The following is a 24,579-nucleotide window of genomic DNA, read 5'->3' on the forward strand; positions in this document are numbered from 1 at the left end:
AGGAGGGCGTAGATTGGCAGATGAAGTACTATCTCAATCTGAGATAGATAAATTGCTTTCTGCACTGTCAGATGGAACAGTATCGGCAGAAGAAGTCAAAGCAGACGAAGAACAAAAGAAAATCAAGACATACGACTTCAAGCGTCCGGATAAATTTTCCAAGGATCAGATACGAACGCTGTTTATGTTGCATGAGAGCTTTTCCAGGCTCTTGAATACGTATTTATCCACGCACCTGCGCACGCTGGTGAATGTAGAGGTTGCCTCCGTTGAGCAGCTGACCTATCAGGAATTCGTCCAGAGTCTGGCCAATCCTTCGGTGATCAGCATTGTGGCGGTGCCGCCGCTCAAGGGCAATATCATCATGGAAATCAACACGGAGATTGCCTTTGCCTTCATTGACCGCGTCTTCGGCGGTGAGGGCCGGGTGGGGATAAAGCCCCGCGTGCTCACGGAAATTGAGGATGTAGTGGTGCAGCGCTTTATCAATACGGCGCTGGGGCATCTCAAGGAAGCCTGGCTCAATGTCGTGGAATTTTTCCCCGCACTGGAAACCACAGAATCCAATCCGCAGTTCACGCAGATCGTGCCGCCAAGTGATATGGTGGTCATTGTGACCATCCAGATGAAGGTGGGGGATGTGGAAGGCATGATGAATATCTGCATTCCGTATCTTGTGCTGGAGCCGGTTATGTCAAAACTCACCACGACATTCTGGGTGGCTTCATCCGTATCCAAGGATGATAACCCGGAACAGGTTAAACTCCTGCAGAAGAAGATCGAGCGTACCAAAGTTCCCTTTGTGGTGCAGCTTGGTTCGCTGGATCTGACCATCCATGAGTTCCTGACTTTGGGCTTTGGTGATGTCCTGCAGATGGATACACGTGTTAATGACAATCTCTTGTGTTTGGTAGGCAAGAGACCAAAATTCTACAGTCGTCCCGGCAAATCAGGGAAGAAAATGGCAGTACAGATTACCAAAATTATAAGCGAAGGAGATGAGATTGCTGATGAGTGACGACGGAAAGATCTCACAAGCGGAGATTGACGCCCTGCTTAATGGTGGTGCTATACCAGCGGCAGACGATGCGGCACCGGCTGAGGATGCAGCACCGGCTGAAGCAGCTGAAGAAGCAGCAGCTGAACCATCAGCTGGCTCCGACAGTAGTTCATCTCAATTTGATGATGTACTCACGGATGTGGAGAAGGATGCCTTAGGGGAGATTGGCAATATCTCCATGGGCAGCGCCGCAACAACCCTGTCGGTGTTGCTGGGTCATAAGGTCAATATCACAACCCCCTCGGTTTCTGTATCCTCCATGAGCATAATACAGGAAAAGTACCCCATGCCTTACCTCATTGTAGAGGTTGGATATACCATCGGTATCGATGGCAATAACGTTCTGGCTATTCAGGCTCAGGATGCGGCCATCATCGCTGATCTGATGATGGGGGGCGACGGCACCAATCCCGATACCGAAATCAATGAAATCGCCATGAGTGCCGTGGGCGAATCCATGAACCAGATGATGGGTACGGTGGCAACATCCCTGTCCACAATGTTCAACAAGAAAATCGATATTTCCCCGCCCAAGGTCAATCTCATTGATTTTGGCAGTGAGGATAAGATTTCTGAGGTGCTGGGGCAGACGGAACCCATCGTTTGTACCTCCTTCCGCATGGAAGTAGACGGCCTTATCGATAGCGAGATCATGCAGATCCTGCCCGTGGAAGTGGCCAAGGAAATGGTGGAATCCCTCACCAATGGATCGGCTGATGAGCCCGAGCCGGAACCGGCAGCAGCTCCGCCGCCACCGCCACCGGCAGCGGCACCACCGCCGCCTGCGGCTGCGCCCCCGCCAATGTCGGCGCCGGCTCAGCAGATGGCCCCACCGGTCATGGCTCCGCCGCCAGCTGCAGGAGGATATGGTTATGGTATGCCCATGCAGGGTGTTGCCAGCAATATCCCCGTTCAGCCGGCACAATTTACGCCACTGAATATGCAGCCTGTGCAGGTCAATGATGCCAATATAGGCCTGATCCTGGATGTTCCCTTGTCTGTGACCGTGGAACTCGGGCGCACCAACAAATCCATCAAGGATATATTGGAGCTTACCAATGGTTCTATCGTGGAACTTGACAAGCTGGCTGGTGAACCCGTTGATATCAATGTCAATGGCAAGTTCCTGGCCAAAGGTGAAGTGGTGGTTATCGACGAGAATTTCGGTGTGCGTATCACTGAGATTGCCAGCCCCGCAGAGCGGGCGGCGAAATTGCAATAATTCCCTGGGGGATTTAGCATGTAGAGAGGCTCTTGTCTAAAACAAGACTTTCTTATATAATTAAATTATTATTGAACCAAGTCGAATGTTTTTAAGATGAGGAGAGATGGAACATGGCAGTAAGAGTATTGGTCGTTGATGATGCGGCATTTATGAGAATGATGGTTAAAGATATCCTGTCCAAGAACGGCTACGAAGTCGTAGGCGAAGCCGAGAATGGCATGAAGGCTCTGGAAAAATATCAGGAGCTCAAGCCGGACCTGGTTACGATGGATATCACGATGCCGGAAATGGATGGTATCAGCGCCGTTAAGGAAATCAAGAAGGTCGATCCCAACGCCAAGATCGTTATGTGCAGTGCAATGGGCCAGCAGGCAATGGTTATTGAAGCCATCCAGGCTGGTGCCCGGGACTTTATCGTAAAACCCTTCCAGGCAGATCGTGTATTGGAGGCTGTCCGTAAAGCAGTGGGCTAATGGAAAGAAAAAGTATTTTTCTGGCGTGTTTCGTGGGGATAATCGTACTTTTGATAGCAGCAGAACCTGCCCTGGCAGCCGAGGAGGCTGCCAGGGGCGGTTATCTGGCTGGCTATGAGAATAGTGAACCGCGGCCGACGTCGATTTCCTGGTGGTCAACAATTGCTTATCTGGTCAGCCTCTTTGCTATTTTTATCTTTGTTGTAGGGCTGGCTTATTTTGCTGCCCGGTTTATCGGGGGCAAGTTTGCCAAGCAGAAACTGGGCTATGGCGGCAGGATACTGTCTCATCTGCCTTTGGGGCCGAACCGGTCGGTCTGCGTGATTGAAATGAGCGGCCGGGTGTTTATGTTGGGGGTTACGGAACATTCTATCACATTGCTTACAGAAATTACCGATCCGGACGAGATTGAACGGCTGCATCGGGAAGATCTGGCTTTTGGCAGGATGCCGGACATGTTTTCTCAGCAATTTGGCACTTTGGCAGGACTGGTACAGAAAGTACCGCCGATGTTCCGCAAGTAACAGATTGGTATCATCATTGAAGAAGGAGTGGTGGGCAGTTGAAACGCCGGAATGCTTTTATCATGCTGGCAGGGGCGGCCCTCCTGCTGATTATGGCACAGGGCGTTGCAATGGCTGCACCGCTTATCCCGTCAGTGAATGTGGATGTAGGCTCCTCAAACAAACCGCAGGATGTGGCAGTGACGCTGCAGGTAATGGCGCTTTTGACGATTTTGTCTTTGGCGCCGGGAATCCTTATCATGACCACGTCTTTTGTGCGTATTGTGGTGGTTATCGGCTTTTTGCGTAATGCCCTGTCCACTCAGAATGCGCCGCCCAATCAGGTGGTCATAGCTTTATCGCTTTTCCTGACCTTTTATATCATGTCTCCCTATTGGAGCCAGGCTAACGAAAACGGCATTCAGCCGTATATGGCCGGACAGATAACACAGGAAGAAGCAATAAAGAATGTGGTGGCTCCGGTTCGGGAGTTTATGTTCAAGCAGACGCGGGAGTCTGATCTGGCTCTCTTTGTGAATCTGGCTGATGATGAACGTCCGGAATCGCCTGATGATGTATCTACGTTTACCCTGATTCCGGCTTTTGTAATCAGTGAACTGAAGACGGCTTTCCAGATCGGCTTCATGATTTATGTACCCTTTATCGTCATTGATATGATCGTGGCCAGTACCCTCATGTCCATGGGTATGATGATGCTGCCACCGGTAATGATATCCCTGCCGTTCAAGATATTGCTCTTTGTTATGGTGGATGGCTGGCACTTGCTGATAAAGTCGCTGATCATCAGCTTCAAATAGCAGTCCGAATGGTTGGGGAAAGAGGAGCGGGTGTCTATGTCAGGTGATTTGGTTGTACAGCTGGGACAGGAAGCGTTGTTCATCGTTATGATCGTAGCAGCGCCCATGTTGGGGCTGGGGCTGATGGTTGGCCTGATGGTCAGTGTGTTTCAGGCAACGACATCCATTCAGGAGCAGACTTTGGCATTTATACCGAAGATTATCGCTGTGTTTGTGGCAATCCTTATTTTTGGCCCCTGGATGCTCCGGATCATGACAGAGTACCTGACCAATATCCTGGTCAATCTGCCGGGGTATATCGGCTGAGGGAGCGGGTTATGGACTTTTATGAACTTCTTCAGGGGCATGCGGCAGTGTTTTTGCTCCTGCTTACCAGGGTGGGCGGCATATTCATGCTTTCGCCATTCTTTGGCAGTCTGAACATTCCTGTGTATTTCCGGGCAGCAACTTCCTTTGCTTTTGCGCTGGTGCTCTTTCCTGTAGTGGATAATTTTCAGGGCATAACAGCTCCGGATACGCTGTTAGGTTATATTGGAGCGGTGCTTGCAGAGCTTTTTGTCGGCTGGCTTATCGGGCTGGTGGCCTATATTTCCTTTGCTGCGATTACATTTGCCGGTAAGGTTATGGATATGCAGGCCGGTTTTGCCGTAGTAAACGTAATGGATCCGACTTCCGGTCAGCAGATGCCGCTTATCGGAAGTTTTCTTTATAATTTGGGGATAATCGTCTTTGTGGTGACCAATGGGCATCACATGATCATCTCTGCTTTATTCGAGAGCTTTAAGCTGGTGCCCCTGCTCGGGGCAGAGCTCAATCTGTCACTGCCGCTGATTATTGCGCGCTTTACGACAGGAATTTTTTTTACGGGCATGAAGATTGCCATGCCTGTGACCTTTGCCATTTTACTGACCAATGTTGGTCTGGGAATATTGGCGCGTACAATGCCACAGATGAATATTTTCGTTGTGGGTATTCCGATGCAGCTGACTGTGGGCATGCTGATTCTGACCATGGTACTGCCGTTCTACGTCTTATTTCTGGATGTGTTGTTCAATGAAATGTATGGAAATATCACCATTGCGCTGGAAGCCTTACGCTAGGGATGCTTTTGTCTTTGATCTGCAGCTTTTTGCCGGAGATGACAAGACGGAAGAACCAACGGCCAAGAAGCGGGCTGACGCGAAGAAAAAAGGGCAGGTAGGCCGTAGTACGGATATGAACGCAGCCTTTGTGCTGTTGATGGGCTTTACCATCCTGAGGATACTTTGGGAGTCTATATATCAAAAGATTGCGGCTTATGCCACGTATATATTCACGCATCTGAATCAGCCGGTGGATACGGAAAATATCCTGCGCATCGTTATTGGTATCATCGAACTTTTGGCCCAGACGGCACTGCCTATCATGATTGCGATCATGTTCATTGGCCTAGCTGTAAACCTTTATCAGGTGGGGCTGAATTTCAATACAGAGGCGATTGGTTTCAAACCGGAAAAATTGAATCCCATCAACGGCTTTGGCCGTATTTTTTCCAAACGCTCATTGATGGAGCTGGCCAAATCTCTGATGAAAATTGCAATTATTGGTTTTTTCCTTTATGATTTTTTATCGGATCATCTGATGGAGATGCCACAGTTCATCTATTTCGATTTACCTACCAGTTTGGCTCAGATAGCGGATATCATCTTCAAGATGGCCTTTGAGGTGGTAGGTGTCATCATGATTGTGGGGTTCATCGATTATGCCTACCAGAAATGGCAGACCACGCAGGACCTCAAGATGTCCAAGCAGGAAGTGAAGGACGAGGCGAAACAGTCGGAAGGTGATCCCCAGATCAAGGGCAAGATCAAACAAAAACAGCGGCAGATGGCCATGGCCCGCATGATGCAGGAAGTTCCCAAGGCAGATGTTATCGTGACCAACCCGACACATTTTGCGGTGGCACTGAAATACGACAAGAGTATGCCAGCGCCGCAGATCGTAGCGAAAGGGCAGGATTTAGTGGCCAGACGCATCAAGGAGCTGGCTGCAGAAAACAAGGTTCCCATCGTGGAGAACAAGCCTTTGGCCCGGGCCCTGTATGCCAGTGTGGAGGTAGGGGAGCTGGTCCCTGCAGAACTTTATCAGGCTGTAGCTGAAGTCCTGGCTTATGTATATCGTCTGAAGAATCGCCGCCGCAGGGCATGAGTTTTTTGAAGGAGAGGCATTATGGCTGCACAACAGGCAGCTGCACCTGCCGCCTCGGTGGGCAAGGGCAGTTTTGTTCAAAAATACAGCGATGTCATGCTGGCTGTCGCCATCGTAACCATCGTTGTCATGATGATTATCCCGTTGCCGACCTTGCTGCTGGATATGCTGATCTGTCTGAATATCACGATCGCATTGTTGCTGGTGATGTCGGTAATCTACAACAAGGAAGCTTTGGACTTATCGATATTCCCTTCTATCCTGTTGATCACCACCTTATTCCGGCTGGCGCTCAACATTTCTTCCACCCGTCTTATCCTGCTGGATGGTTATGCGGGTGAAGTGATCACGGCTTTCGGTAACTTCGTTGTCGGTGGTAATCCCGTTGTCGGATTTATCATGTTCATCATCCTGGTAGCCATCAACTTTATCGTCATCACCAAAGGTTCGGAACGTGTGGCTGAAGTATCGGCCCGTTTCACCTTGGATGCTATGCCCGGTAAGCAGATGTCCATCGATGCGGACCTCAATCAGGGGGCCATCACGGATGCAGAAGCCAAAGTCCGCCGTGAAAAGATTCAGCACGAAGCAGATTTCTTCGGGGCTATGGACGGTGCTTCAAAGTTCGTCAAGGGCGATGCCATCGCGGCAATCATCATCATGCTCATCAACATCGCCGGCGGCTTTGTCATCGGTATGGTGCAGCGCAATCTGGAAGCCCTGCAGGCCCTGCAGACCTATACACTCCTGACCGTGGGTGAAGGCCTGGTAGGCCAGATCCCGGCACTGTTGATTTCGACTGCTACGGGTCTTATCGTTACCCGTGCCGGTGCAGAAGGCAACCTGGGCAGCGACATCACGAAGCAGTTATTCCATAATGATCGCATCTTCTTTATCCTTTGCGGTGTACTGCTCTTCTTTGCGATGGTCCCAGGTTTGCCGGGCGTGCCGTTTACGGCACTGTCCATTGGCTGCTTCCTGATTGGCCGGGCGCTCAAGCAGTCTACGGAAGTCAAGACCGAAGTCCAGCAGGAAGAAAAGAAGGTGCAGGAAAAGCGCAAGGCGACAACACCGGAGAATATCGTTTCCCTGCTGCAGGTTGATCCGATGGAACTGGAGATCGGCTATTCACTGATTCCTTTGGTGGATACGGGGCAGGGCGGTGATCTCCTCGACCGTATCGTCATGATCCGCCGTCAATGCGCTTTGGAATTGGGCCTTGTCGTGCCCACCATCCGTATCCGCGATAATATCCAGATCAAGCCCAATGCCTATATCATCAAGCTCAAGGGCATTGAAATCGCTAAGGGCGAGCTCATGCTGGATCATTATCTGGCCATGAATTCCGGTACGGTCTTTGAGGAAGTGCCGGGGATTGAGACGACGGAGCCTGCCTTTGGCCTGCCTGCCTTATGGATTCCCGAAAGTGAGCGTGAGCAGGCAGAGCTCAATGGTTACACCGTGGTTGATGCGGTGTCCGTGCTGGCCACACATCTTACGGAGGTCATCAAGCAGCATGCTGATGAAATCCTGGGCCGTCAGGAAACCCAGAACCTTATCGACAATCTCAAGAAATCCAATCAGGCGCTGGTGGACGAGGTGGTACCGGATCTTCTCAGCGTGGGCGAGATTCAGAAGGTACTGGCCAATCTCCTGCGGGAGCGCATTTCCATCCGCGATATGAGCACGATACTGGAGGTGCTGGCCGATTATGCCCGGGCGACCAAGGACACGGAGATTCTCACCGAGTACGTCCGTCATGCCATGGCGCGTCATATCACGCAGATGAATGTCCAGAATGGGACACTTCCCTGTATCACGCTGGATCCGGCTCTTGAGAACCGCATTGCCGGTGGTGTCCAGCGCACGGAACATGGCTCTTATGTGAGCATCGATCCGGATTCCATGCAAAGACTGGTTACGGCACTCAATACCGAGCTGCCGAAACTTACCAATATGGGCTATCAGCCAATCGTGCTGACCAGCCCGGCTGTACGCCTGTACTTCCGTAAACTGGTGGAACGCTCCGTGCCGGGACTCATTATCCTGTCCCATGCGGAGATTGAGCAGAGCGTAGAGATACAGATTCTTGGGGTGGTGAAGATTTAAGTTGCAGATAAAAGTAGTGAAGGCTTCCACGATGAAGGAAGCCATGGAGCAAGTTAAAGATGAATTGGGCCGTGATGCCGTGATATTGCACACGAAGAAATACCATGAGGGCGGCTTTATGGGGTATAAGGGCAAGGAAGTGGTGGAAGTTACTGCCGCTATCGAGGAAAATGCCCCGGAAGGCCAGCTGAAATCCAGAGCGCGCCGCAGCCTGCCCGGTGAAGGTGAACGGCAGGCCATAAGTGGCAGCAAGCTGGATGTGGTATCCAAGGCAGCACCGCTGCCCAATACGATTCTCTCGCAGTACAAGACCAATGGCACGGAAACCGGTGTGCGCATGGCAGAAGCGCCTATTGCGGCGCCGGATTTCCAGCCGCTGATCCCGGATGGCGCCGGCGTAAAAACGGCAGCACAGGCCAGGGTATTGACCACGGAAACAATTGACGAAGCAACAAATGCCAACATAGCCAGACAAAAGGAAGATGAAGAAGTGATTGCCGCAAATGATATGCACCCTGTAATGCAGCCTGTGATGATGTCCAATCCGGAAGATGCAGAAAAGATCCAGAAGCTTGAGGCCGAACTGGCCCAGATGAAAACCTTGCTGACGCAGGTCATGAGCAAGGACCAGCCACAGGATGAAGTGTCCCTGCAGGAAGCCCTGCGCCGTCAGGAAGTCGATGAGGAAATACTGAAGGATATGGCAGCCAAGACGGCGGCCGGGGATATGCTGATGGACTCTTTGGATAGACGGGCACCGGAAGTAGTAGCCGGCTATCTGGAGAATAAGCTCAACTTTGCCGAGGGAATCAAACTCAACAAGCATGGTGTACGCATTGTGGCACTTATCGGTGCTACCGGTGTAGGCAAGACCACGACTTTAGCTAAGATTGCCGCCCGCTTTGTCCTGGAAAAGAATATCCGGGCAGCACTTATCACGGCAGATACTTATCGTATTTCGGCGGTGGAGCAGCTCAAGACCTATTCTGATATCATCGGCCTGCCGCTGGAAATCGTCTATTCCCCGGATGAACTGAAGGTAGCTATCCACAAGCACCGGGACAAGGACCTGATCCTTATCGATACTGCCGGCCGCAGCCAGCACAATGAATATCAGATGAAGGAATTGCAGGATTTCCTGGCGGTGGATTCCCGGATTGAGAAACATCTGGTCATGAGTGCTACGACCAAGAATCGGGATGTGGCCGATATCCTGCAGAAATTTTCCGTCTGTGAGCCCAACCGGGTTATCTTCACCAAGACAGATGAAACCAGCAGTTTAGGCATGATTGTCAATCTCCTTGCCGACAAGGATATTGCCCTGTCATTCATGACGAATGGACAGAGCGTGCCCGATGATATCGTGCCGGCCACTGCTGATAAATTAGCCGCATTGTTGTTGAGGGAATAATATGGTAGATCAGGCAGCAAGACTGCGTCAATTAGTGGATAAAAGCGAATACGAAGTGCAGCCCGCAGCGCCTGCCAGGAATCTTTCCCTTTCAGCGATGGGGCCAAGGGTGATTGCGATTACCAGCGGCAAGGGTGGTGTCGGCAAAACCAATATTGCGGTGAATCTGGCCATTGCCTTAGGGCAGGCCGGGCAGAGAGTACTGGTCATCGATGCTGACCTGGGCATGGCCAACGTGGATGTGGTGCTGGGCAGCATGTCGAAGAAGCACTTGCTGAATTTGCTGGAACGGGATACAGAACTCGAGGACGTCATAATGAATGGTCCCTATGGCGTTACGTATATATCGGGTGGCTCCGGCATAGAGAAAGCAGCGGATTTCACTTATGAGGAACGGCAGCGTCTGATGCAGAAACTCACCGCCTGCGGGCAGATGGCCGACGTCATCCTGATTGATACCGGTGCTGGGCTGGGCAAGAATGTCATGGACTTCATCCTGGCAGCTGATGAGGTGCTCTTGGTGACGACACCGGAACCCACAGCCCTCACCGATGCTTATGCGGTGCTGAAAGCTTACAGCATGTATGCAGCGCAGAAAAATATAAAATTGCTGGTGAACCGGGTATATGATGAGGCGGAAAGCAGGGAAGTGGTGCTCAAGCTGCAGCATACATCCCAACGCTTTTTGAATATGAACATCGATTGCCTGGGATATGTCTTTGAAGATAGCGCGGTGATGAAAGCCGTGCGCCAGCAGCAGCCGTTTTTGGCTGCACAGCCCCATTCCGTGGCTTCCCGCTGCATACAAGGATTGGTGAACAGTATCCTTTATGGCAGCAAAATGACGGTCAAGCGTGGCTGGAAAGGATTTTTAAGGCAAATATTTAATTTTGCGCATTAAACATGGAGGAACTTGATTATGGCAGGCGAATTAGTAAAGGCAAAAGAAAACTTAAAAATTGGCCAACGCGTCGAGTTCTATGTGGAAGCCGACGATACCCGCTATAAAAGCCGCATTGAGGATATCACCGATGATATTCTGGAAGTAGCTATGCCTATGACCAGAAAAGGTGTGCCGGTCATTCCCCAGCAGGGCGAGAAACTCTATGGTGTAGCCGTGGGAAATCAATGCCGGTTCCGCTTTTTTACGGTTTTCAAGGGCATGGGCAAGAAGGATGACCGCATTCCCATTTGGTATATCACCAAGCCCAAGAAGATGGAACGCTTCCAAAATCGTGAGTTTGTGCGCGTCAGAGTCAATATGTCGGCGAAAGTGCGGCTGGTGGATGAGGATGGGACCATTCATGCCAAGGAGATTGTGCCCATCTATGATTTGAGTGGCAGCGGTATCTGCCTGATTTTTGACCATCAGGTATCCGTGCCTGCCAGTCTGGGACTGGAGCTGAATGGCATTCCTGGTGCCGGCAATATTGATGTCCTGTGCCGTGTGGTCCGTTGTGAAGAAGTGGAACGTGCGGATGAGTCGGTGGTCTACCATGTGGGGGCTGCTTTTCAGCATTTGCCCCGGGCTGTCGTCAATCAGATTGTCCGCTATCTGTTCTCGGTGCAGCGGGCAAGCATTGCAAAAGGTTTGAAAGAATAAGTTAAAATATTCAGATGTTAGGGGAGCCGGATAGTAAAAGAGGTGAGCGGGATGATACGTGTCTTGATCGCTGATGATTCTGCATTCATGCGCAAGATCCTGACGGACTTTTTCAATAAGCAGCCGGATTTTGAAGTAGCAGGTGCGGCGATAAATGGCAAGGAAGCAATCAACAAGGTGATGGAGCTCAGTCCGGACCTGGTGACTATGGATGTGAATATGCCGGTCATGGATGGTCTTAATGCCCTGGCAGTTATCATGGAGAAACAGCCTACCCCGGTGGTAATGCTCAGCAGTCTTACCCAGCAGGGAACAGAGGCCACTGTGCGGGCATTGAGCCTGGGAGCGGTGGACTTTATCAGCAAGGCTGGCGGCAGCATTTCCAAACTCGATGCGATTGAGGATGAGCTGCTGGAAAAATGCCGCAATGCGGCCAGGGCCAAGGTACGCAGGATGCCTTATACTCCACAGAAAAAACTGGCATCTTTGACTACTCCGGGAACCTCCACACCACCGGTGATGAAACGGGTGGAATTGCCTCAGCGTCAAGGGTTGAAACTTGGCGGGACGGCATCCGTAACACCGTCGCAAAATTCAGGCAGTCCCTTTGGCGTGAAGCGGTCCAATCCCATAATCCTGCAGGCACGCGGCAAGCCGCAGCCGCCGGCAGCCAACAAGGTAACGCCGGTGGCGATGGGCAGTATAGGTAATGGCGCCAGGAAGCTGGTAGCCATCGGCACTTCAACCGGCGGTCCGCAGGCTTTACAGCAGGTGATAACCCGCCTGCCGGGAAATCTGCCCTGCGGGGTGGTGGTGGTGCAACATATGCCGGCAGGTTTTACCAAGGCTTTGGCTGACAGGCTGGATACGATCTCGCAGGTTTCCGTGAAGGAGGCCGAAGATGGGGATGTGATCAAGCCTGGGTGGGTGTATATCGCTCCCGGCAGTCACCATCTGCGGGTGCAGGAAGACGGCAGCAGCCGCAAGATCGTTCTGGGACAGGATCCTCCTGTGGGCAATCACCGTCCTGCTGTGAATGTCATGTATGATTCTGTGGCAGGCATTGGCAGGAATCTGGTGGCGGTCATCATGACCGGCATGGGCTGTGATGGCTGTGAAGGAATGAAGAAGATCAAGGCGGCGGGCGGCTACAGTATTGCGCAGGATGAACCGACATGTGTAGTCTACGGTATGCCCAAGGCCGTGGTGGATGCGGGGCTGGCTGATGAGGTGAAACCCGTGGAAAGCATAGCTCAGGCAATCGTCGAGGCTGTAAAGAGATAAAAGGATATAGGGGGAATACAAATGGATACCAATCAGTATATGGATATGTTTTTGGATGAATCTCACGAGCATTTACAGTCTTTGAATGAAGGCCTTCTAAGCTTGGAGGAGAATCCTGAAGACATCTCGGTGGTAAATGATATTTTCCGCAATGCACACACCCTGAAGGGCATGTCGGCAACCATGGGATATAATAAGATTGCCGAACTGACGCATGAGATGGAAGATGTCCTGGACCTGATCCGCAAGGAACAACTGAAACTGGATGAAGATATTATTGATACGCTGTTCAAATGCCTGGACTCTTTGGAACAGATGATCGACAGCGTTGCCGGCGGCGATTCGGAAGATGTGGTGGATGTCAGCGATCTCGTGACGAAGCTCAGCTCCATCTCCAAAGGAGAACCGGCTCCCGCAGCTGCTGCGCCAGCCGCTCCTGCGGCAGAAGCTGCACCAGCGGCAGGCGCTGCACCGGCACCAGTAGCTGCCAGCATACCACTCAGCGATACGGATATCAGCATGCTGCGTCAGGCAAAAGAGGGAGGCATGATTGGTGTTCATATTCAGGTAACCCTGTCGGAAACCTGTCTGCTGAAATCAGCCCGCTCTTATATGGTCATGAATGCGCTGGATGAATTGGGCGACGTGATCAAATCCGTGCCGCCGGCAGAGGACCTGGAACAGGAAAAATTCGAGCACAGCTTCGATGTACTGATGGTTACCGGCGCCGACAAAAAAGCCGTGGAAGATGCATTGAGCACGATTTCCGAAATCGAGAAGATCGTAGTGGAAGTGGTCGATCCGGATAAACCGGCAGAAGCAGCACCTGCTCCGGCAGCTGCCCCCGCCGCAGCAGCACCCGCAGCTCCGGCCCCTGCAGCTCCAGCACCCAAGCCTGCTGCACCGAAACCGGCAGCAAAACCGGCTGCGGCCAAACCTGCGGCAGCTGCCGCCAAGAAAGGGCATCAGAGCCAGTCGGTACGTGTGGATATCGATAAGCTCGATACCCTGATGAACCTCATGGGCGAGCTGGTTATCAACAAGGTACGTCTGGAACAGATCGGCCAGGCCCATCGTTTGGGAGAATTGACAGAGACTTTGGAACAGATGGACCGGGTTACCACGGACCTGCAGAACATTGTCATGAAGGTCCGCATGGTGCCGGTAAGTGCAGTATTCAACCGCTTCCCGCGCATGGTCCGCGACGTATCCAAGGAACTGAATAAAGAGATCAACCTGACCATCGAAGGTGAGGAAACAGAACTCGACCGTACCGTTATCGATGAGATCGGCGATCCCATCATGCATTTATTGCGCAACTCACTGGACCATGGCGTTGAGCACCCGGATGACCGTGAAGCCAAGGGCAAACCCCGTACTGGTGAAGTCGGCCTGATTGCCCGTCACGAAGGCAACAACGTGGTCATCATGGTTACTGACGACGGCAGCGGCATCGATGCCAACAAGATCCGCAAAAAGGCCATTGAAAAGGGCATGATCTCGCAGGAAGATGCCGACAAGCTCGATGATGCCGATGCAGTACGTTTGATCTTCCTGCCGGGCTTCTCCACTGCTGAGCAGATCACGGATATCTCCGGCCGCGGCGTAGGCATGGACGTGGTGCGCAGCAAGATTGAATCCCTGTCCGGTCATGTGGACGTAGAGACCAAGATTGACGAAGGTTCCGTCTTCAAGATTAAACTGCCGCTGACGCTGGCCATCATCCAGGCCATGCTGGTCAAGGTACAGGAAGAAATCTATGCGATTCCGCTGGGATCCATCGACAGTACCATCAACATCCAGCCCACGGATATCAAGACCGTGCGCAACCGTGAAGTCATCGTTCTGCGCGGTGAGATCATCCCCATCATCCGCATGGAAGAAACCCTGCAGATTCCACATGTGAAGGATTCGGACGAGATTTTCGTCGTAGTTGTACATGCCGGCGAAGCCAAAGCTGGTATCGTAGTAGACAATCTGATCGGCCAGCAGGAAATCGTTATCAAGACGTTGGGCAACCTCTTCACCGGTCTCAAGATGTTCTCCGGTGCTACGGTGCTGGGCGATGGCCGTGTGGCCCTGATTCTCGATGTAGCTACGATGATGCAGCAGTAAGGAGGCAGCAACCATGGCAAACGAAGAAAACAAACAGAATGATGAAGTGCAGGTCGTGGCGTTCAAGCTTCGCGACGAAGAATACGGCGTCAGCATCCTGAATGTACAGGAAATCCGCAATATGACGGATATCACCCGCGTTCCCTTTGCTGCTGATTTCATAAAGGGAGTAATCAACCTTCGCGGCTCGGTCCTGCCGGTCATCGACTTGAAGAAACGGCTCGGTCTGGCAGAAACTCCCTATACGGAAAATACCCGCATTGTCACTGTGACGATCGACGAGCTTCATGTCGGGATGCTCGTGGATGCCGTGACGGAAGTCCTGACCATTGGCAGCAAGACGGTGGATACCAAGAAAGCTACCAATGACCGCAGCGGTTCCCGTTTCCTCAATGGCATTGGCAATGTGGATGGCAGACTCATCATCATGCTCAATCTGGAAGAAATCATTGGTGCAACTGGCGATGGCAAGTAATCGAAAAACGAGGTGTCGACTATGACCGAAGAATTAAACCTTTCCGCCAATCAGCTGGATGCTTTGCGTGAGATTGGTAATGTTGGTGCCGGGAACTCGGCGACAGCCCTGTCCCAGGTAATCAACAGAAGAATTGATATGAATGTGCCCAAGGTGGCACTGGTACCGCTCGAAGTGGTGCCGGATCTTGTGGGCGGTCCGGACGCCGTAGTCGTAGGTATCTTCCTGCGTGTTTACGGCAAGGCCCCCAGCAATATCCTGTTCCTGTTGCCGCAGAAATCCGCTTTTTATCTGGTGGATACCCTGATGGGCAAACCCCATGGACAGACCAACAGCCTGGATTTCATGGATGAATCTGCCCTGATGGAGATCGGCAACATCCTGTCCGGCGCGTATCTTAACGCGTTCTTTACCTTTACCAAGATTACCATGCTGCCGTCTATCCCGGCACTGGCCATGGATATGGCAGGGGCACTGCTGAATGTCGTACTGGCACAGCTGGGCCAGATGGGTGACCAGGCACTGGTTATCGAAACAGAATTCCTTTCGGAGGATGATGGCATCAACGGTCAGTTTTTCCTGGTGCCGGATCCGGGTTCGTTGGAGACGATTATAAAAGCTGTAGGAGTTGAGTGATATGGCAGATCTTATCAGAGTCGGGATGGCCGACTATAAAGTTGGTTCTGCTCCGTCAACCATCATCAGCTATGGTCTTGGATCCTGCATCGGGATTTCCTTGTACGATCCCCAGACGAAAGTCGGCGGGCTTCTGCATATCATGCTTCCCGATAGCACGCAGGCCCGTCCCACGGACAATCCGGCAAAGTTTGCGGATACAGGATTACCGCTGATGCTCAAGGATGTATTAGCTCTGGGCGCTTCCAAAACGCGCCTGGTGGCTAAGATCGCAGGCGGAGCGCAGATGTTTGCCTTCCAGAATGCTACCGATATCATGCGTGTCGGCAGCCGCAATGCGGAGGCAGCCAAGAAGATTTTAAAAGCACAGGGTATCAAGATCATAGCGGAAGATACCGGCGGCACCTATGGCCGTACGGTATCCATTGATCTGAATACTGGCGTATACAAGGTTAAGACCATCGATAAAGGCGAAAAAGAAATTTAATTGTCAGATTAGATTTGCAGGTGAAAAGATTTTGGCTAAATTATATGCAGCAGCAGTATTCGCTTTTATCGCCGCCGTGGTGATAGTGGTTACGGGACTATCGAGCGAGGCGCGTTTCATCACAGTGGTTTTTCGCAGTTTTGTTGGGTTTGTCAGCGCAGGCTTGATTGTCTACATTGTGCTGAGGATTCTCGCCGCCAGAGACATCATCGACTTTGACGATTTTCTTGAGGCAAAGGATGAGGAAGCTCTGGCGGAGTTGGAAGGAGAGGCGCCGGCAGAAAGTGAGGCTGGCGATCAGCAGCCGGTGGCGGACGAAGCGGAGACAGGAGCAGCGGAGGAACCAGCGCAGTTTGAGCCTCTCTCCACGGAGGATCTGACGCGCATGAAAACACCTGAGTGATCAGGCATAGTATTAGGATATGTTGAAGGGAGGAGGGCGCTCAAGTGGATACGTTAGAAATGACAAATGAAGCGCCGGCGATAGATGTCGCTTCCCTGTGGCAAGAATTTTTGGCAAATAAAAGTGTGGAGCTGCGCAACCAGCTGGCTGAGTACTATCTGCCTCTGGTCAAGCTGGTTGCCGGGCGGCTCGCTATCAGTCTGCCGGCTCATGTGGATCGGGATGACCTGCTATCGAGCGGTTTTTTTGGCCTGTTGGATGCCATTGACCGCTATGATATCGAGCGCAAGAACAAGTTTGAGACCTATGCCGGCATCCGCATCCGCGGAGCTATGCTGGATCATCTGCGGGCCAAGGACTGGCTTCCGGTGGCTATCCGGCAGCGTATCAGGCGTTACGAGCAGACCGTATATGAATTGGAAAATCGCTTGGGCAGGCCTGCCACCGACGAGGAACTGGCCAATGAATTATCCATGTCGGTAAAGGAACTCATTGCCCTGGAGGGGCAGATCAGTGTGGCTACTGTCATTCCCCTGGACGATTATCTGCGGGCAGATTCTCCGCTCACGGGCGATCCGGGGCCTTCTGACCGCATGGAGAAGGAAGAATTGAGACAAACTTTGTCTGCGGCCATTGAACGGCTGCCGGAAAAGGAAAAAAAAGTGGTAGCGCTATACTACTACGAAGAATTGACTTTGAAAGAAATCAGCTTAATCCTTAACTTATCCGAGGCACGCATATCCCAGCTGCATACGAAAGCAATCTTCCGTATGCGTGGCTATTTAGCTCGGATGAAGGCAAGCTTGGTATAGAACAGCCTTAAGGGGGACGCATCATGGATGACCAGGTATTACGCCCAGCAGTTGGCGGTCCGGACGCAGGTTATCTGCTCGAATTCCTTCAGGATGGCGTTTTCGTAACGGTATATCCCAGTGATGGCACGGAAATGCTTTTTGAACTGTCCGATGTGCGGCAAAGTCTGCAGGAAAATGGTGTTATTGATTACGATATCATAGACCTTTCCAAGATCATTCGGGAGGCGGCAGGTGAGCGGCGGAAGATTGCCGATGAATTCGTAGAAGTGGCAGACGAAGAAAATGAAATATTATCTGCAACAGATGAACTGGCTGCAGAGCAGGAGGCAATTGACGAGAGTGAGAAGGCGGGCATCATCATCGATGTGAGCCGCGACCAGATGATTGCCACGGTGCGCTATGATACCAACAAAGGTTCCGGCTTGCCAGAGGCCGAAGAGGTCAAGGCAGCTTTGGCAGAGAAAGGTGTTGTCTTCGGGATCAATGAAGAGGCAATCGAAAAAGGTGTCAAGAGCCTCACGCCCTTTGTCGCTGCTGAAGGGAAGCAGGTACAGCATGGCGACAATGCTAAGATTGAACGGAAATTCGATCTTTCCATCAAGAACAAGCCGAAGATCGACGAATATAACCGGGCTAATTACAAGGATATGGGACTGTTTGTACTGGCCAAGAAGGGTGATCTGCTGGCCGTACGGATTCCGCAGACGGAAGGGACACCGGGCAAGAATATCTTTGGGATGACGGTGGTGGCCCGTGCGGGAAGGCCCATTCCGATGCCACAGGGGAAGAATACGGAAGTCCGCAATGAAAATGAACTCTATGCCACGATGAGTGGTCAGATTGTGGACAGCACCCGCAAGATTGACATCGATCCGCATCTGGAAATCCATTCCAGTGTGGGCGCTGGTACTGGCAATATCGATTTTGTCGGCGGTGTATCCATCAAGGGAAATGTAGAGGCAGGATTCATCGTCAAGGCTACAGGCGATATCGAAATCGGCGGCATGGTGAACGGTGCCGATGTGTCCGGCCGCAATGTAGTCATCAAGGGCGGTATTGTCGGACAGAATCGCGGCCTGGTCAAGGCAGCTGAGGATGTGCGGGCGCTCTTTGCTGAGAATGCCAACATCGAGGCCGGCCGTGATGTAAATATCACGGATACAATCCTGCATTCCAATGTCCGGGCTGGCAAATGCATCTATGTGGAAGAACGCAAGGGCATCATCACCGGGGGCAGTGCAGCGGCCAGCGAGGAGATTCGCTGCAAGCTGGTAGGGAACCCGGCAGCTGTGGTGACGCGTCTTTCCGTCGGTGTAGATCCGACTATCCAGCAGAAATACAATGAGCTCTGCAAGGAATGCAAAGAGGACAGAGCAAGGCTCAAGCAGATTACCCAGATGCTGAATACGCTGGGGAAGATTGATGTCAGCCGCCTGCCTCAGCAGCGCATTGATCAGATCAATGCCCTGACACGCTCCCAATTCCCGCTGGCAGGGAAAATCAAGCGGGCGGAGAAGGAGATTGTGGCGCTGGAAGAAGCTATGGGGCGCATGAATGATGGCAAGATCCGGGTTTCGGATACGGTTTATCCAGGTGTGCGCATCAGCATCAATTCCATTATTATGAATGTCCAGAGTACGATTCGCCGCTGCTTGCTGACGGTGAAGGATGAACGCATCAATATCGGTCCGTATTGACTCAAGTCGCCCCCTTCCGGGGGCAGCTTTTGTTTGGGAAAGAGGTGGAAGAGCATGGATGTCAGTCCGATGAGTATGCAGATGATTGTGCCCCGGGCCACGGATGCCGGTCAGGTGCAGCATAATCTCAATCAGGCCAATGCCCTGCAGGCAGACTATCAGGCCCTGGAGCAGAAGCGTGAGGATAAGCTGAAACAACAGCAGGTGCAGGAAAAAGATAATCCGGAAGATGGCCGTATCAAGGATGATCCGGACCGGCAGAGAAGGCAGGGAGGCGGTGCACGTGGAAGGCGGCGCAGTCCTGAACCGATGGAAGAAGCCGCTGAAGAAAACATGATGAAGATGGCTGAAGATCCATCCCGGGGGCATTTATTAGACATTAGCCTGTAAATATCGTATAATCTTAGATGATTATAGCGTGAGGAGGGTTTTATTTTAACCTATGGTTCCAGAAATATTAGGATTTCTTATTATAGCCGGTGCATTGCTGGTGCTCGTAGTGCGTTATGTTTCCCAGCGTCGTCAGGGAGTGGATATGGAAGAACTGCGTACTTCCACGGAGCAGCTGAAGGCAGAACTTACCCGTTCAGCTGATGCGGTGATCAATCGCATGGGCAACCATATTCAGCATCTGGAAGGGCTGGTCCGGCAGGCCGATGAGCGCAATGCGCGTCTGGAGGCTGGTTTGAATGAATACAAGCGCCTGGCTGGTGAGCTCGAGGAACGTTCGGCGGCCTTGAACCGGGAACTTAGTGAAGCCCGCAAGGTCATTGCAGAATTAGCAGCTTATCAGTCGGTGCCGATCGTGCCGCCCCAGCCTGTCAGCCCGGTTATGAGCCGCCAGGCAGCGATTCCCCTCCAACAGCGGGGAGATGCGCAGAACTTTGCCGAGGTGCTGCAAAATTCCATGGAGAGGCAGGAAGCAGAACCGGCTATCAATGCTCAGCAGGCCGCAGGCCTGGCAGAAGCCATGAACCGCAGACCGGAGGAGATTGAGGAAAAAATTTCGCCGGAGCCAGCGGAAGAGGAGGAAACAGCTCCCACACGGGCACCACAGGAAAAGCCTGTATCGCCCAACGCGGCCAAAGCCAAAGCCTTGCTCAGAAGCGGCTACTCAGTAGAGGATACTGCCCGGGAAACCGGCATGGGGCGCGGCGCTATCGAACTCCTGCGCGAGATGAACCGCCGGGAACTCGACGACAGAGAGCATTGAATGGTCATTGACAGTGTCTGTTAACTTTGCTAAAATATCTTCAGCGATGAAAAAGAGGAGTAGCGCAGTATAGCGAGGCCGGGAGGGTGTAAGCCGGCCAAAGCGTGAAGGGCACTTTGGAGCAAAAGACAAATGCAGACTTTGAGGTGGGCTTCCGCTTGACGGAAACCAATCAGGGTGGAACCGCGGGAATATAGAAATATAGTCTCGTCCCTGTAACGTTAGCGTTACGGGGGCGGGACTTTTTAGTATGTCACGGTCAACCGTAACAGTAGAAAAAGGAGTTGTACCTATGAAATTTCAGGAAATCATCCTGGCTCTGCAGAAATTCTGGTCAGAGCAGGGCTGCATCTTAGCTCAGCCCTATGATGTTGAAAAAGGTGCGGGCACGATGAACCCCTCCACCTTTTTGCGTGTGCTTGGTCCCGAGCCGTGGAACGTGGCTTATGTGGAGCCGTCCCGGAGACCTGCCGATGGCCGCTATGGCGATAACCCGAACCGCCTTTACCAGCACCATCAGTTCCAGGTTATCATGAAGCCGTCTCCGGACAACATTCAGGAACTTTACCTCGAAAGCTTGGAGCGTCTGGGTATCGATCCGAAACAGCATGATATCCGCTTCGTTGAGGATAACTGGGAATCCCCGACGCTGGGCGCCTGGGGCCTGGGCTGGGAAGTCTGGCTCGACGGCATGGAAATCACCCAGTTCACCTATTTCCAGCAGGTGGGCAGCCAGGATGTCAAGCCGGTAGCTTCGGAAATCACCTATGGCCTCGAGCGTCTGGCCATGTATATTCAGGGTGTGGAGAACGTCTATGACATCCAGTGGACGGATGATTACACCTATGGTGATGTATTCCATCAGAATGAGTACGAGCAGTCCGCGTATGCCTTCGACCTGTCCGATGAAAAGCTGCTGTTCGAGATGTTTGACAAGTACGAAGCTGAAGCAGTGCGCGTAATCGCCGAAGGCTACGTGCATCCGGCTTACGACTATGTGCTCAAATGCTCCCATACCTTCAACCTGTTGGATGCCCGCGGGGCTATCTCCGTGTCCCAGCGTACGGCCTTTATCGGCCGCGTGCGCAAGCTGGCACGTCTCTGCGCCGAATGTTACTTGAAACAGCGTGAGGAGCTCGGTTATCCCATGCTGCACAGGGGGGAGAAATAATGAGCAAGGATTTACTGTTAGAAATCGGCACGGAAGAAGTACCGGCACATGTCATGCCGGGCATCCTTGCCCAGTTGAAGGAAAATGCGGCCAAGGCTTTTGCCGATAACCGCATTGCCTGTGGGGAAATCCGCACTATCGGCACCCCCCGTCGTACGGCTCTGCTTGTCAAGGCCTTAGCCGAGAAGCAGGAAGACGTATCCAGTGAGAACCGCGGTCCGTCCGCTGCCATCGCTTTCGATGCTGACGGCAATCCCACCAAGGCTGCCCAGGGCTTTGCCCGCGGACAGGGCATCGATCCGAAAGACCTCGTGGAGAAAGACGGTTATGTCTATGCTATGGTGCATGAAAAGGGCAAGGAAACCAGCGAACTGCTGCAGACCATCCTGCCGGAACTCATCTGCGGCCTGAACTTCCCCAACAACATGCGCTGGCGTGATCTGGACTTCAAGTTCATCCGTCCCCTGCGCTGGATTGTAGCTCTCTATGATGCAGAAGTTGTGCCCTTTGAAGTGGCTGAGGTTAAATCCGGCAACACTTCCCGCGGCCACCGCTTCCTGTCCCAGGGAGATTTCACCATCAGCAGCGCTGCTGACTACGAAAAAGCTTGCGAGGAAAATTTCGTCATCGTGGATCAGGAAAAGCGCAAGGCTATGATTCGCGAACAGATTGCTGAAGTGGCCGAAAAGAACGGCGGCAAGGCGGAAATCACCGAAGATCTGCTCGAAGAAGTGCTCTACCTTGTGGAATACCCGACGGCCCTCTGCGGCAAGTTTGAGGAAAAATATCTGGAACTGCCCCCCGAAACGGTTATCACGCCGATGCGCGACCATCAGCGTTACTTCCCCGTGAAAGATGCTGACGGCAAACTGCTGCCGCTCTTTATCACGGTGCGCAATGGCGGCAGCGAACACCTCGAAACCGTGCAGCACGGCAACGAGCGCGTACTGCGTGCACGTCTGGCCGATGCCCAGTTCTTCTTCGATGAGGACCGCAAGAAGAGCCTCGAAGAGCACCGCGAAAAGCTCAAGACCGTCGTGTTCCAGCAGGGCTTGGGCACCATGTACGAAAAATCCGAGCGCCTCGTGGAACTGGCCGGCTTCATTGCCGACGAAATCGGCGCTGACGAAAAGGCCCACAAGCATGCACAGCGTGCTGCCCTCCTGTCCAAGGCAGACCTCGTAACCGGCATGGTAACCGAGTTCACCGAACTGCAGGGCATCATGGGCCGCGAGTATGCGAAACTCGATGGCGAATGCGAGAAAGTGGCTATTGCTATTGACGAGCATTATATGCCCCGTTTCGCCGGCGACAACCAGCCCCAGACGGAAGCTGGCCGTATCGTGAGCCTTGCCGATAAGATCGATACCATCGTCGGTACCTTCAGCCGCGGCAAGATCCCGACGGGCTCCCAGGACCCGTTTGCCCTGCGTCGTCAGGCTCTGGGCCTCGTAAATATGCTGATTGAAGCCAAGTGGAACGTAAGTCTCAGCAAGATCGTGGCGAAATCCATGGATCTTTACGGCTTGACGGATGAAGCTGTACGTACGAAGATGCAGAGTGATGTAGCTGACTTTATGCGCCTGCGCCTCAAGAATGTGCTTGAGAATGTGCGTTACGATGTCGTGGATGCCGTGCTGGAAAACGTGGACGATATCTACGCCGTGAGCCTGCACGCTGCCGCTGCAGCCAAGTTCGTGGAAACGGCAGATGCCGCTGCGAACATCCAGGCCTTCGTGCGTGCCTCCAATCTGGCCAAGAAAGCCAAAGTTACGGAAATCAGCGAAAGCACTTTCGTGGCTGACGAAGAAAAGGCTCTCTATGATGTCTACAAATCCACCAACAGTGCTGTAGCCAGCCTCGTGGATGGTCAGGACTATACCGGTGCCATCGATGCCCTCAAGGAACTGTCCAAGCCCATCGATGCCTTCTTCGATGCCGTTATGGTCATGGATAAAGATGAGGCCATCAAGAACAACCGTCTGGCTCTGCTGAAAGCCATCGACACGTTGGTCAACAAAGTGGCCGATTTCAGCAAGATTGTCTTGTAAGATCAACCAATAAAAAATGCTGTGTCCTATCTTGACTGGACACAGCGTTTTTTTATGAAAAATTATGAAAAAAATCCTCCTAAAGGAAATTTTCACGCATGAAAGTGTATGTATATATATTGAGAGAGAATTTCTATTATAATCTAGGAGGTATTAACATGAAAAACTATGCTTACATCCGTGTGTCGTCTATTGACCAGAATGAGGACCGCCAGTTGCGGGCCATGCAGGAACTGCATATCCCCGAGAAGCAGATCTTTGTGGATAAGCAATCCGGGAAAGACTTCAATCGGCAGAGCTACAAACGGCTCTGCCGTGTCATGCGTAAAGGGGATCTGCTCTACGTGCTGAGCATCGACCGCCTGGGGCGCAACTACAAGGAAATCCAGAACCAATGGCGCTATCTGACCACTGACAAAGGCATCGATATTTGCGTCATTGACATGCCATTGCTTGATACGCGGCAGTACAAAGACCTGCTGGGCACATTCATTGCCGATATCGTCCTGCAGATACTTTCCTTCGTCGCCGAATCCGAACGGGAAAACATCAGGAAGCGTCAGGCACAGGGCATCAGCGCCGCCAAGGCCAAAGGCATACGCTTCGGCCGTCCCGAAGCAAAACTGCCTGACAACTTCCTCAAACTGGTCAGAAGATGGAAGAATGACCGCAGTTCGCTGGATGAAGTCCTGCGCACCTGCGCCATTAGCCGCTCCACATTCTTCCGCCGTCTGCGGGAGCTGAAAATCAAATAGACATTCAAGAGGAACCTCTGTAAGCCGGACAGGGGTTCCTTTTTGGTGTATAAAAATAGCAGTGTCAAATTGTGTACTTTTTGACACT

General features: G+C 52.3%; 25 protein-coding genes. All 25 read left to right on the top strand.

Annotated features, from left to right (window positions below; all coding sequences use genetic code 11):
• The first annotated feature begins 13 nt into the window (after positions 1 to 13).
• The 25 genes from fliM to BLQ59_RS16175 all read left to right on the top strand — a co-directional run bounded on the left by fliM (position 14) and on the right by BLQ59_RS16175 (position 24,491).
• Positions 14 to 1,018 (top strand): flagellar motor switch protein FliM, encoded by a 1,005-nt coding sequence (gene fliM, locus BLQ59_RS06045; RefSeq protein ID WP_074571999.1) that lies wholly within the window; start codon positions 14 to 16, stop codon positions 1,016 to 1,018.
• Positions 1,011 to 2,282, top strand: coding sequence for a flagellar motor switch phosphatase FliY (gene fliY, locus BLQ59_RS06050; protein WP_074572000.1), 1,272 nt, complete (start codon positions 1,011 to 1,013; stop codon positions 2,280 to 2,282). The genes fliM and fliY overlap by 8 nt, the downstream gene beginning before the upstream one ends.
• Positions 2,283 to 2,395: 113 nt before the next feature.
• Positions 2,396 to 2,758: a response regulator gene (locus tag BLQ59_RS06055; RefSeq protein ID WP_014423701.1), complete on the top strand. Its 363-nt coding sequence runs from the start codon at positions 2,396 to 2,398 to the stop codon at positions 2,756 to 2,758.
• A gap of 32 nt (positions 2,759 to 2,790) precedes the next feature.
• A complete protein-coding gene (fliO, locus tag BLQ59_RS06060; protein WP_256324617.1) occupies positions 2,791 to 3,282 on the top strand; it encodes a flagellar biosynthetic protein FliO in 492 nt (163 codons plus the stop codon).
• A gap of 62 nt (positions 3,283 to 3,344) precedes the next feature.
• Complete coding sequence (gene fliP, locus BLQ59_RS06065) at positions 3,345 to 4,079, top strand: flagellar type III secretion system pore protein FliP (RefSeq protein WP_074572022.1); 735 nt, start codon at positions 3,345 to 3,347, stop codon at positions 4,077 to 4,079.
• 36 nt (positions 4,080 to 4,115) lie between these two features.
• Entirely contained in the window at positions 4,116 to 4,385 is a 270-nt protein-coding gene (gene fliQ / locus BLQ59_RS06070; RefSeq protein ID WP_074572002.1) for a flagellar biosynthesis protein FliQ, read from the top strand.
• Positions 4,386 to 4,396: 11 nt separating this feature from the next.
• Positions 4,397 to 5,179 carry a flagellar biosynthetic protein FliR gene (gene fliR / locus BLQ59_RS06075; RefSeq protein WP_074572003.1) on the top strand — a complete coding sequence of 261 codons (783 nt, stop codon included), beginning with the start codon at positions 4,397 to 4,399 and terminating at the stop codon, positions 5,177 to 5,179.
• Entirely contained in the window at positions 5,142 to 6,266 is a 1,125-nt protein-coding gene (gene flhB, locus BLQ59_RS06080) for a flagellar biosynthesis protein FlhB (RefSeq protein ID WP_074572023.1), read from the top strand. Before fliR ends, flhB begins: the two co-directional genes overlap by 38 nt.
• A 21-nt stretch (positions 6,267 to 6,287) precedes the next feature.
• Positions 6,288 to 8,375, top strand: coding sequence for a flagellar biosynthesis protein FlhA (flhA, locus tag BLQ59_RS06085; protein ID WP_074572004.1), 2,088 nt, complete (start codon positions 6,288 to 6,290; stop codon positions 8,373 to 8,375).
• A gap of 1 nt (position 8,376) precedes the next feature.
• A complete protein-coding gene (flhF, locus tag BLQ59_RS06090) occupies positions 8,377 to 9,786 on the top strand; it encodes a flagellar biosynthesis GTPase FlhF (protein WP_074572005.1) in 1,410 nt (469 codons plus the stop codon).
• Position 9,787: 1 nt separating this feature from the next.
• Positions 9,788 to 10,687, top strand: coding sequence for a MinD/ParA family protein (locus tag BLQ59_RS06095; RefSeq protein WP_074572006.1), 900 nt, complete (start codon positions 9,788 to 9,790; stop codon positions 10,685 to 10,687).
• A gap of 18 nt (positions 10,688 to 10,705) precedes the next feature.
• Entirely contained in the window at positions 10,706 to 11,389 is a 684-nt protein-coding gene (locus BLQ59_RS06100) for a flagellar brake protein (RefSeq protein ID WP_074572007.1), read from the top strand.
• A gap of 51 nt (positions 11,390 to 11,440) precedes the next feature.
• Positions 11,441 to 12,673, top strand: a complete 1,233-nt coding sequence (locus BLQ59_RS06105; protein ID WP_074572008.1) for a protein-glutamate methylesterase/protein-glutamine glutaminase — start codon at positions 11,441 to 11,443, stop codon at positions 12,671 to 12,673.
• 21 nt (positions 12,674 to 12,694) lie between these two features.
• Positions 12,695 to 14,788 (top strand): chemotaxis protein CheA, encoded by a 2,094-nt coding sequence (locus BLQ59_RS06110; RefSeq protein WP_074572009.1) that lies wholly within the window; start codon positions 12,695 to 12,697, stop codon positions 14,786 to 14,788.
• Positions 14,789 to 14,801: 13 nt separating this feature from the next.
• A complete protein-coding gene (locus tag BLQ59_RS06115) occupies positions 14,802 to 15,263 on the top strand; it encodes a chemotaxis protein CheW (RefSeq protein WP_014423713.1) in 462 nt (153 codons plus the stop codon).
• Positions 15,264 to 15,284: 21 nt separating this feature from the next.
• A complete protein-coding gene (locus BLQ59_RS06120; RefSeq protein ID WP_014423714.1) occupies positions 15,285 to 15,899 on the top strand; it encodes a chemotaxis protein CheC in 615 nt (204 codons plus the stop codon).
• 1 nt (position 15,900) lies between these two features.
• Positions 15,901 to 16,386 carry a chemotaxis protein CheD gene (locus BLQ59_RS06125; RefSeq protein ID WP_074572010.1) on the top strand — a complete coding sequence of 162 codons (486 nt, stop codon included), beginning with the start codon at positions 15,901 to 15,903 and terminating at the stop codon, positions 16,384 to 16,386.
• A 31-nt stretch (positions 16,387 to 16,417) separates the two neighbouring features.
• Positions 16,418 to 16,789 carry a hypothetical protein gene (locus BLQ59_RS06130; protein ID WP_074572011.1) on the top strand — a complete coding sequence of 124 codons (372 nt, stop codon included), beginning with the start codon at positions 16,418 to 16,420 and terminating at the stop codon, positions 16,787 to 16,789.
• 59 nt (positions 16,790 to 16,848) lie between these two features.
• A complete protein-coding gene (locus BLQ59_RS06135) occupies positions 16,849 to 17,601 on the top strand; it encodes a FliA/WhiG family RNA polymerase sigma factor (RefSeq protein ID WP_074572024.1) in 753 nt (250 codons plus the stop codon).
• Positions 17,602 to 17,624: 23 nt separating this feature from the next.
• A complete protein-coding gene (locus BLQ59_RS06140) occupies positions 17,625 to 19,301 on the top strand; it encodes a DUF342 domain-containing protein (protein WP_074572012.1) in 1,677 nt (558 codons plus the stop codon).
• Between the two features lie 69 nt (positions 19,302 to 19,370).
• A complete protein-coding gene (locus BLQ59_RS06145) occupies positions 19,371 to 19,691 on the top strand; it encodes a hypothetical protein (RefSeq protein WP_081342475.1) in 321 nt (106 codons plus the stop codon).
• A gap of 52 nt (positions 19,692 to 19,743) precedes the next feature.
• Entirely contained in the window at positions 19,744 to 20,514 is a 771-nt protein-coding gene (locus BLQ59_RS06150; protein WP_074572014.1) for a hypothetical protein, read from the top strand.
• A gap of 292 nt (positions 20,515 to 20,806) precedes the next feature.
• On the top strand, positions 20,807 to 21,685 hold the full coding sequence (gene glyQ / locus BLQ59_RS06155) for a glycine--tRNA ligase subunit alpha (RefSeq protein WP_014423721.1): 879 nt from the start codon (positions 20,807 to 20,809) through the stop codon (positions 21,683 to 21,685).
• Entirely contained in the window at positions 21,685 to 23,736 is a 2,052-nt protein-coding gene (gene glyS, locus BLQ59_RS06160) for a glycine--tRNA ligase subunit beta (protein ID WP_074572015.1), read from the top strand. The genes glyQ and glyS overlap by 1 nt, the downstream gene beginning before the upstream one ends.
• A 158-nt stretch (positions 23,737 to 23,894) precedes the next feature.
• Positions 23,895 to 24,491 carry a recombinase family protein gene (locus tag BLQ59_RS16175; RefSeq protein WP_074572025.1) on the top strand — a complete coding sequence of 199 codons (597 nt, stop codon included), beginning with the start codon at positions 23,895 to 23,897 and terminating at the stop codon, positions 24,489 to 24,491.
• Positions 24,492 to 24,579 lie beyond the last annotated feature (88 nt).

This window comes from Pseudoselenomonas ruminantium (assembly GCF_900104055.1).
Lineage (GTDB): Bacteria > Bacillota > Negativicutes > Selenomonadales > Selenomonadaceae > Selenomonas_A > Selenomonas_A ruminantium_C.

Excerpts from the sequence above, each read along its gene's own strand:
- flhB (WP_074572023.1), top strand. The coding sequence starts at position 5,142 with ATGGAAATATCACCATTGCGCTGGAAGCCTTACGCTAGGGATGCTTTT.
- BLQ59_RS06115 (WP_014423713.1), top strand. The coding sequence starts at position 14,802 with ATGGCAAACGAAGAAAACAAACAGAATGATGAAGTGCAGGTCGTGGCG.
- BLQ59_RS06145 (WP_081342475.1), top strand. The coding sequence starts at position 19,371 with ATGAGTATGCAGATGATTGTGCCCCGGGCCACGGATGCCGGTCAGGTG.
- BLQ59_RS06110 (WP_074572009.1), top strand. The coding sequence starts at position 12,695 with ATGGATACCAATCAGTATATGGATATGTTTTTGGATGAATCTCACGAG.
- fliR (WP_074572003.1), top strand. The coding sequence starts at position 4,397 with ATGGACTTTTATGAACTTCTTCAGGGGCATGCGGCAGTGTTTTTGCTC.
- flhA (WP_074572004.1), top strand. The coding sequence starts at position 6,288 with ATGGCTGCACAACAGGCAGCTGCACCTGCCGCCTCGGTGGGCAAGGGC.
- BLQ59_RS06055 (WP_014423701.1), top strand. The coding sequence starts at position 2,396 with ATGGCAGTAAGAGTATTGGTCGTTGATGATGCGGCATTTATGAGAATG.
- BLQ59_RS06125 (WP_074572010.1), top strand. The coding sequence starts at position 15,901 with ATGGCAGATCTTATCAGAGTCGGGATGGCCGACTATAAAGTTGGTTCT.
- BLQ59_RS06150 (WP_074572014.1), top strand. The coding sequence starts at position 19,744 with ATGGTTCCAGAAATATTAGGATTTCTTATTATAGCCGGTGCATTGCTG.
- fliQ (WP_074572002.1), top strand. The coding sequence starts at position 4,116 with ATGTCAGGTGATTTGGTTGTACAGCTGGGACAGGAAGCGTTGTTCATC.
- fliY (WP_074572000.1), top strand. The coding sequence starts at position 1,011 with ATGAGTGACGACGGAAAGATCTCACAAGCGGAGATTGACGCCCTGCTT.
- glyS (WP_074572015.1), top strand. The coding sequence starts at position 21,685 with ATGAGCAAGGATTTACTGTTAGAAATCGGCACGGAAGAAGTACCGGCA.
- BLQ59_RS06135 (WP_074572024.1), top strand. The coding sequence starts at position 16,849 with ATGACAAATGAAGCGCCGGCGATAGATGTCGCTTCCCTGTGGCAAGAA.
- BLQ59_RS16175 (WP_074572025.1), top strand. The coding sequence starts at position 23,895 with ATGAAAAACTATGCTTACATCCGTGTGTCGTCTATTGACCAGAATGAG.
- BLQ59_RS06120 (WP_014423714.1), top strand. The coding sequence starts at position 15,285 with ATGACCGAAGAATTAAACCTTTCCGCCAATCAGCTGGATGCTTTGCGT.
- BLQ59_RS06105 (WP_074572008.1), top strand. The coding sequence starts at position 11,441 with ATGATACGTGTCTTGATCGCTGATGATTCTGCATTCATGCGCAAGATC.
- BLQ59_RS06095 (WP_074572006.1), top strand. The coding sequence starts at position 9,788 with ATGGTAGATCAGGCAGCAAGACTGCGTCAATTAGTGGATAAAAGCGAA.
- BLQ59_RS06140 (WP_074572012.1), top strand. The coding sequence starts at position 17,625 with ATGGATGACCAGGTATTACGCCCAGCAGTTGGCGGTCCGGACGCAGGT.
- glyQ (WP_014423721.1), top strand. The coding sequence starts at position 20,807 with ATGAAATTTCAGGAAATCATCCTGGCTCTGCAGAAATTCTGGTCAGAG.
- BLQ59_RS06100 (WP_074572007.1), top strand. The coding sequence starts at position 10,706 with ATGGCAGGCGAATTAGTAAAGGCAAAAGAAAACTTAAAAATTGGCCAA.
- fliP (WP_074572022.1), top strand. The coding sequence starts at position 3,345 with ATGCTGGCAGGGGCGGCCCTCCTGCTGATTATGGCACAGGGCGTTGCA.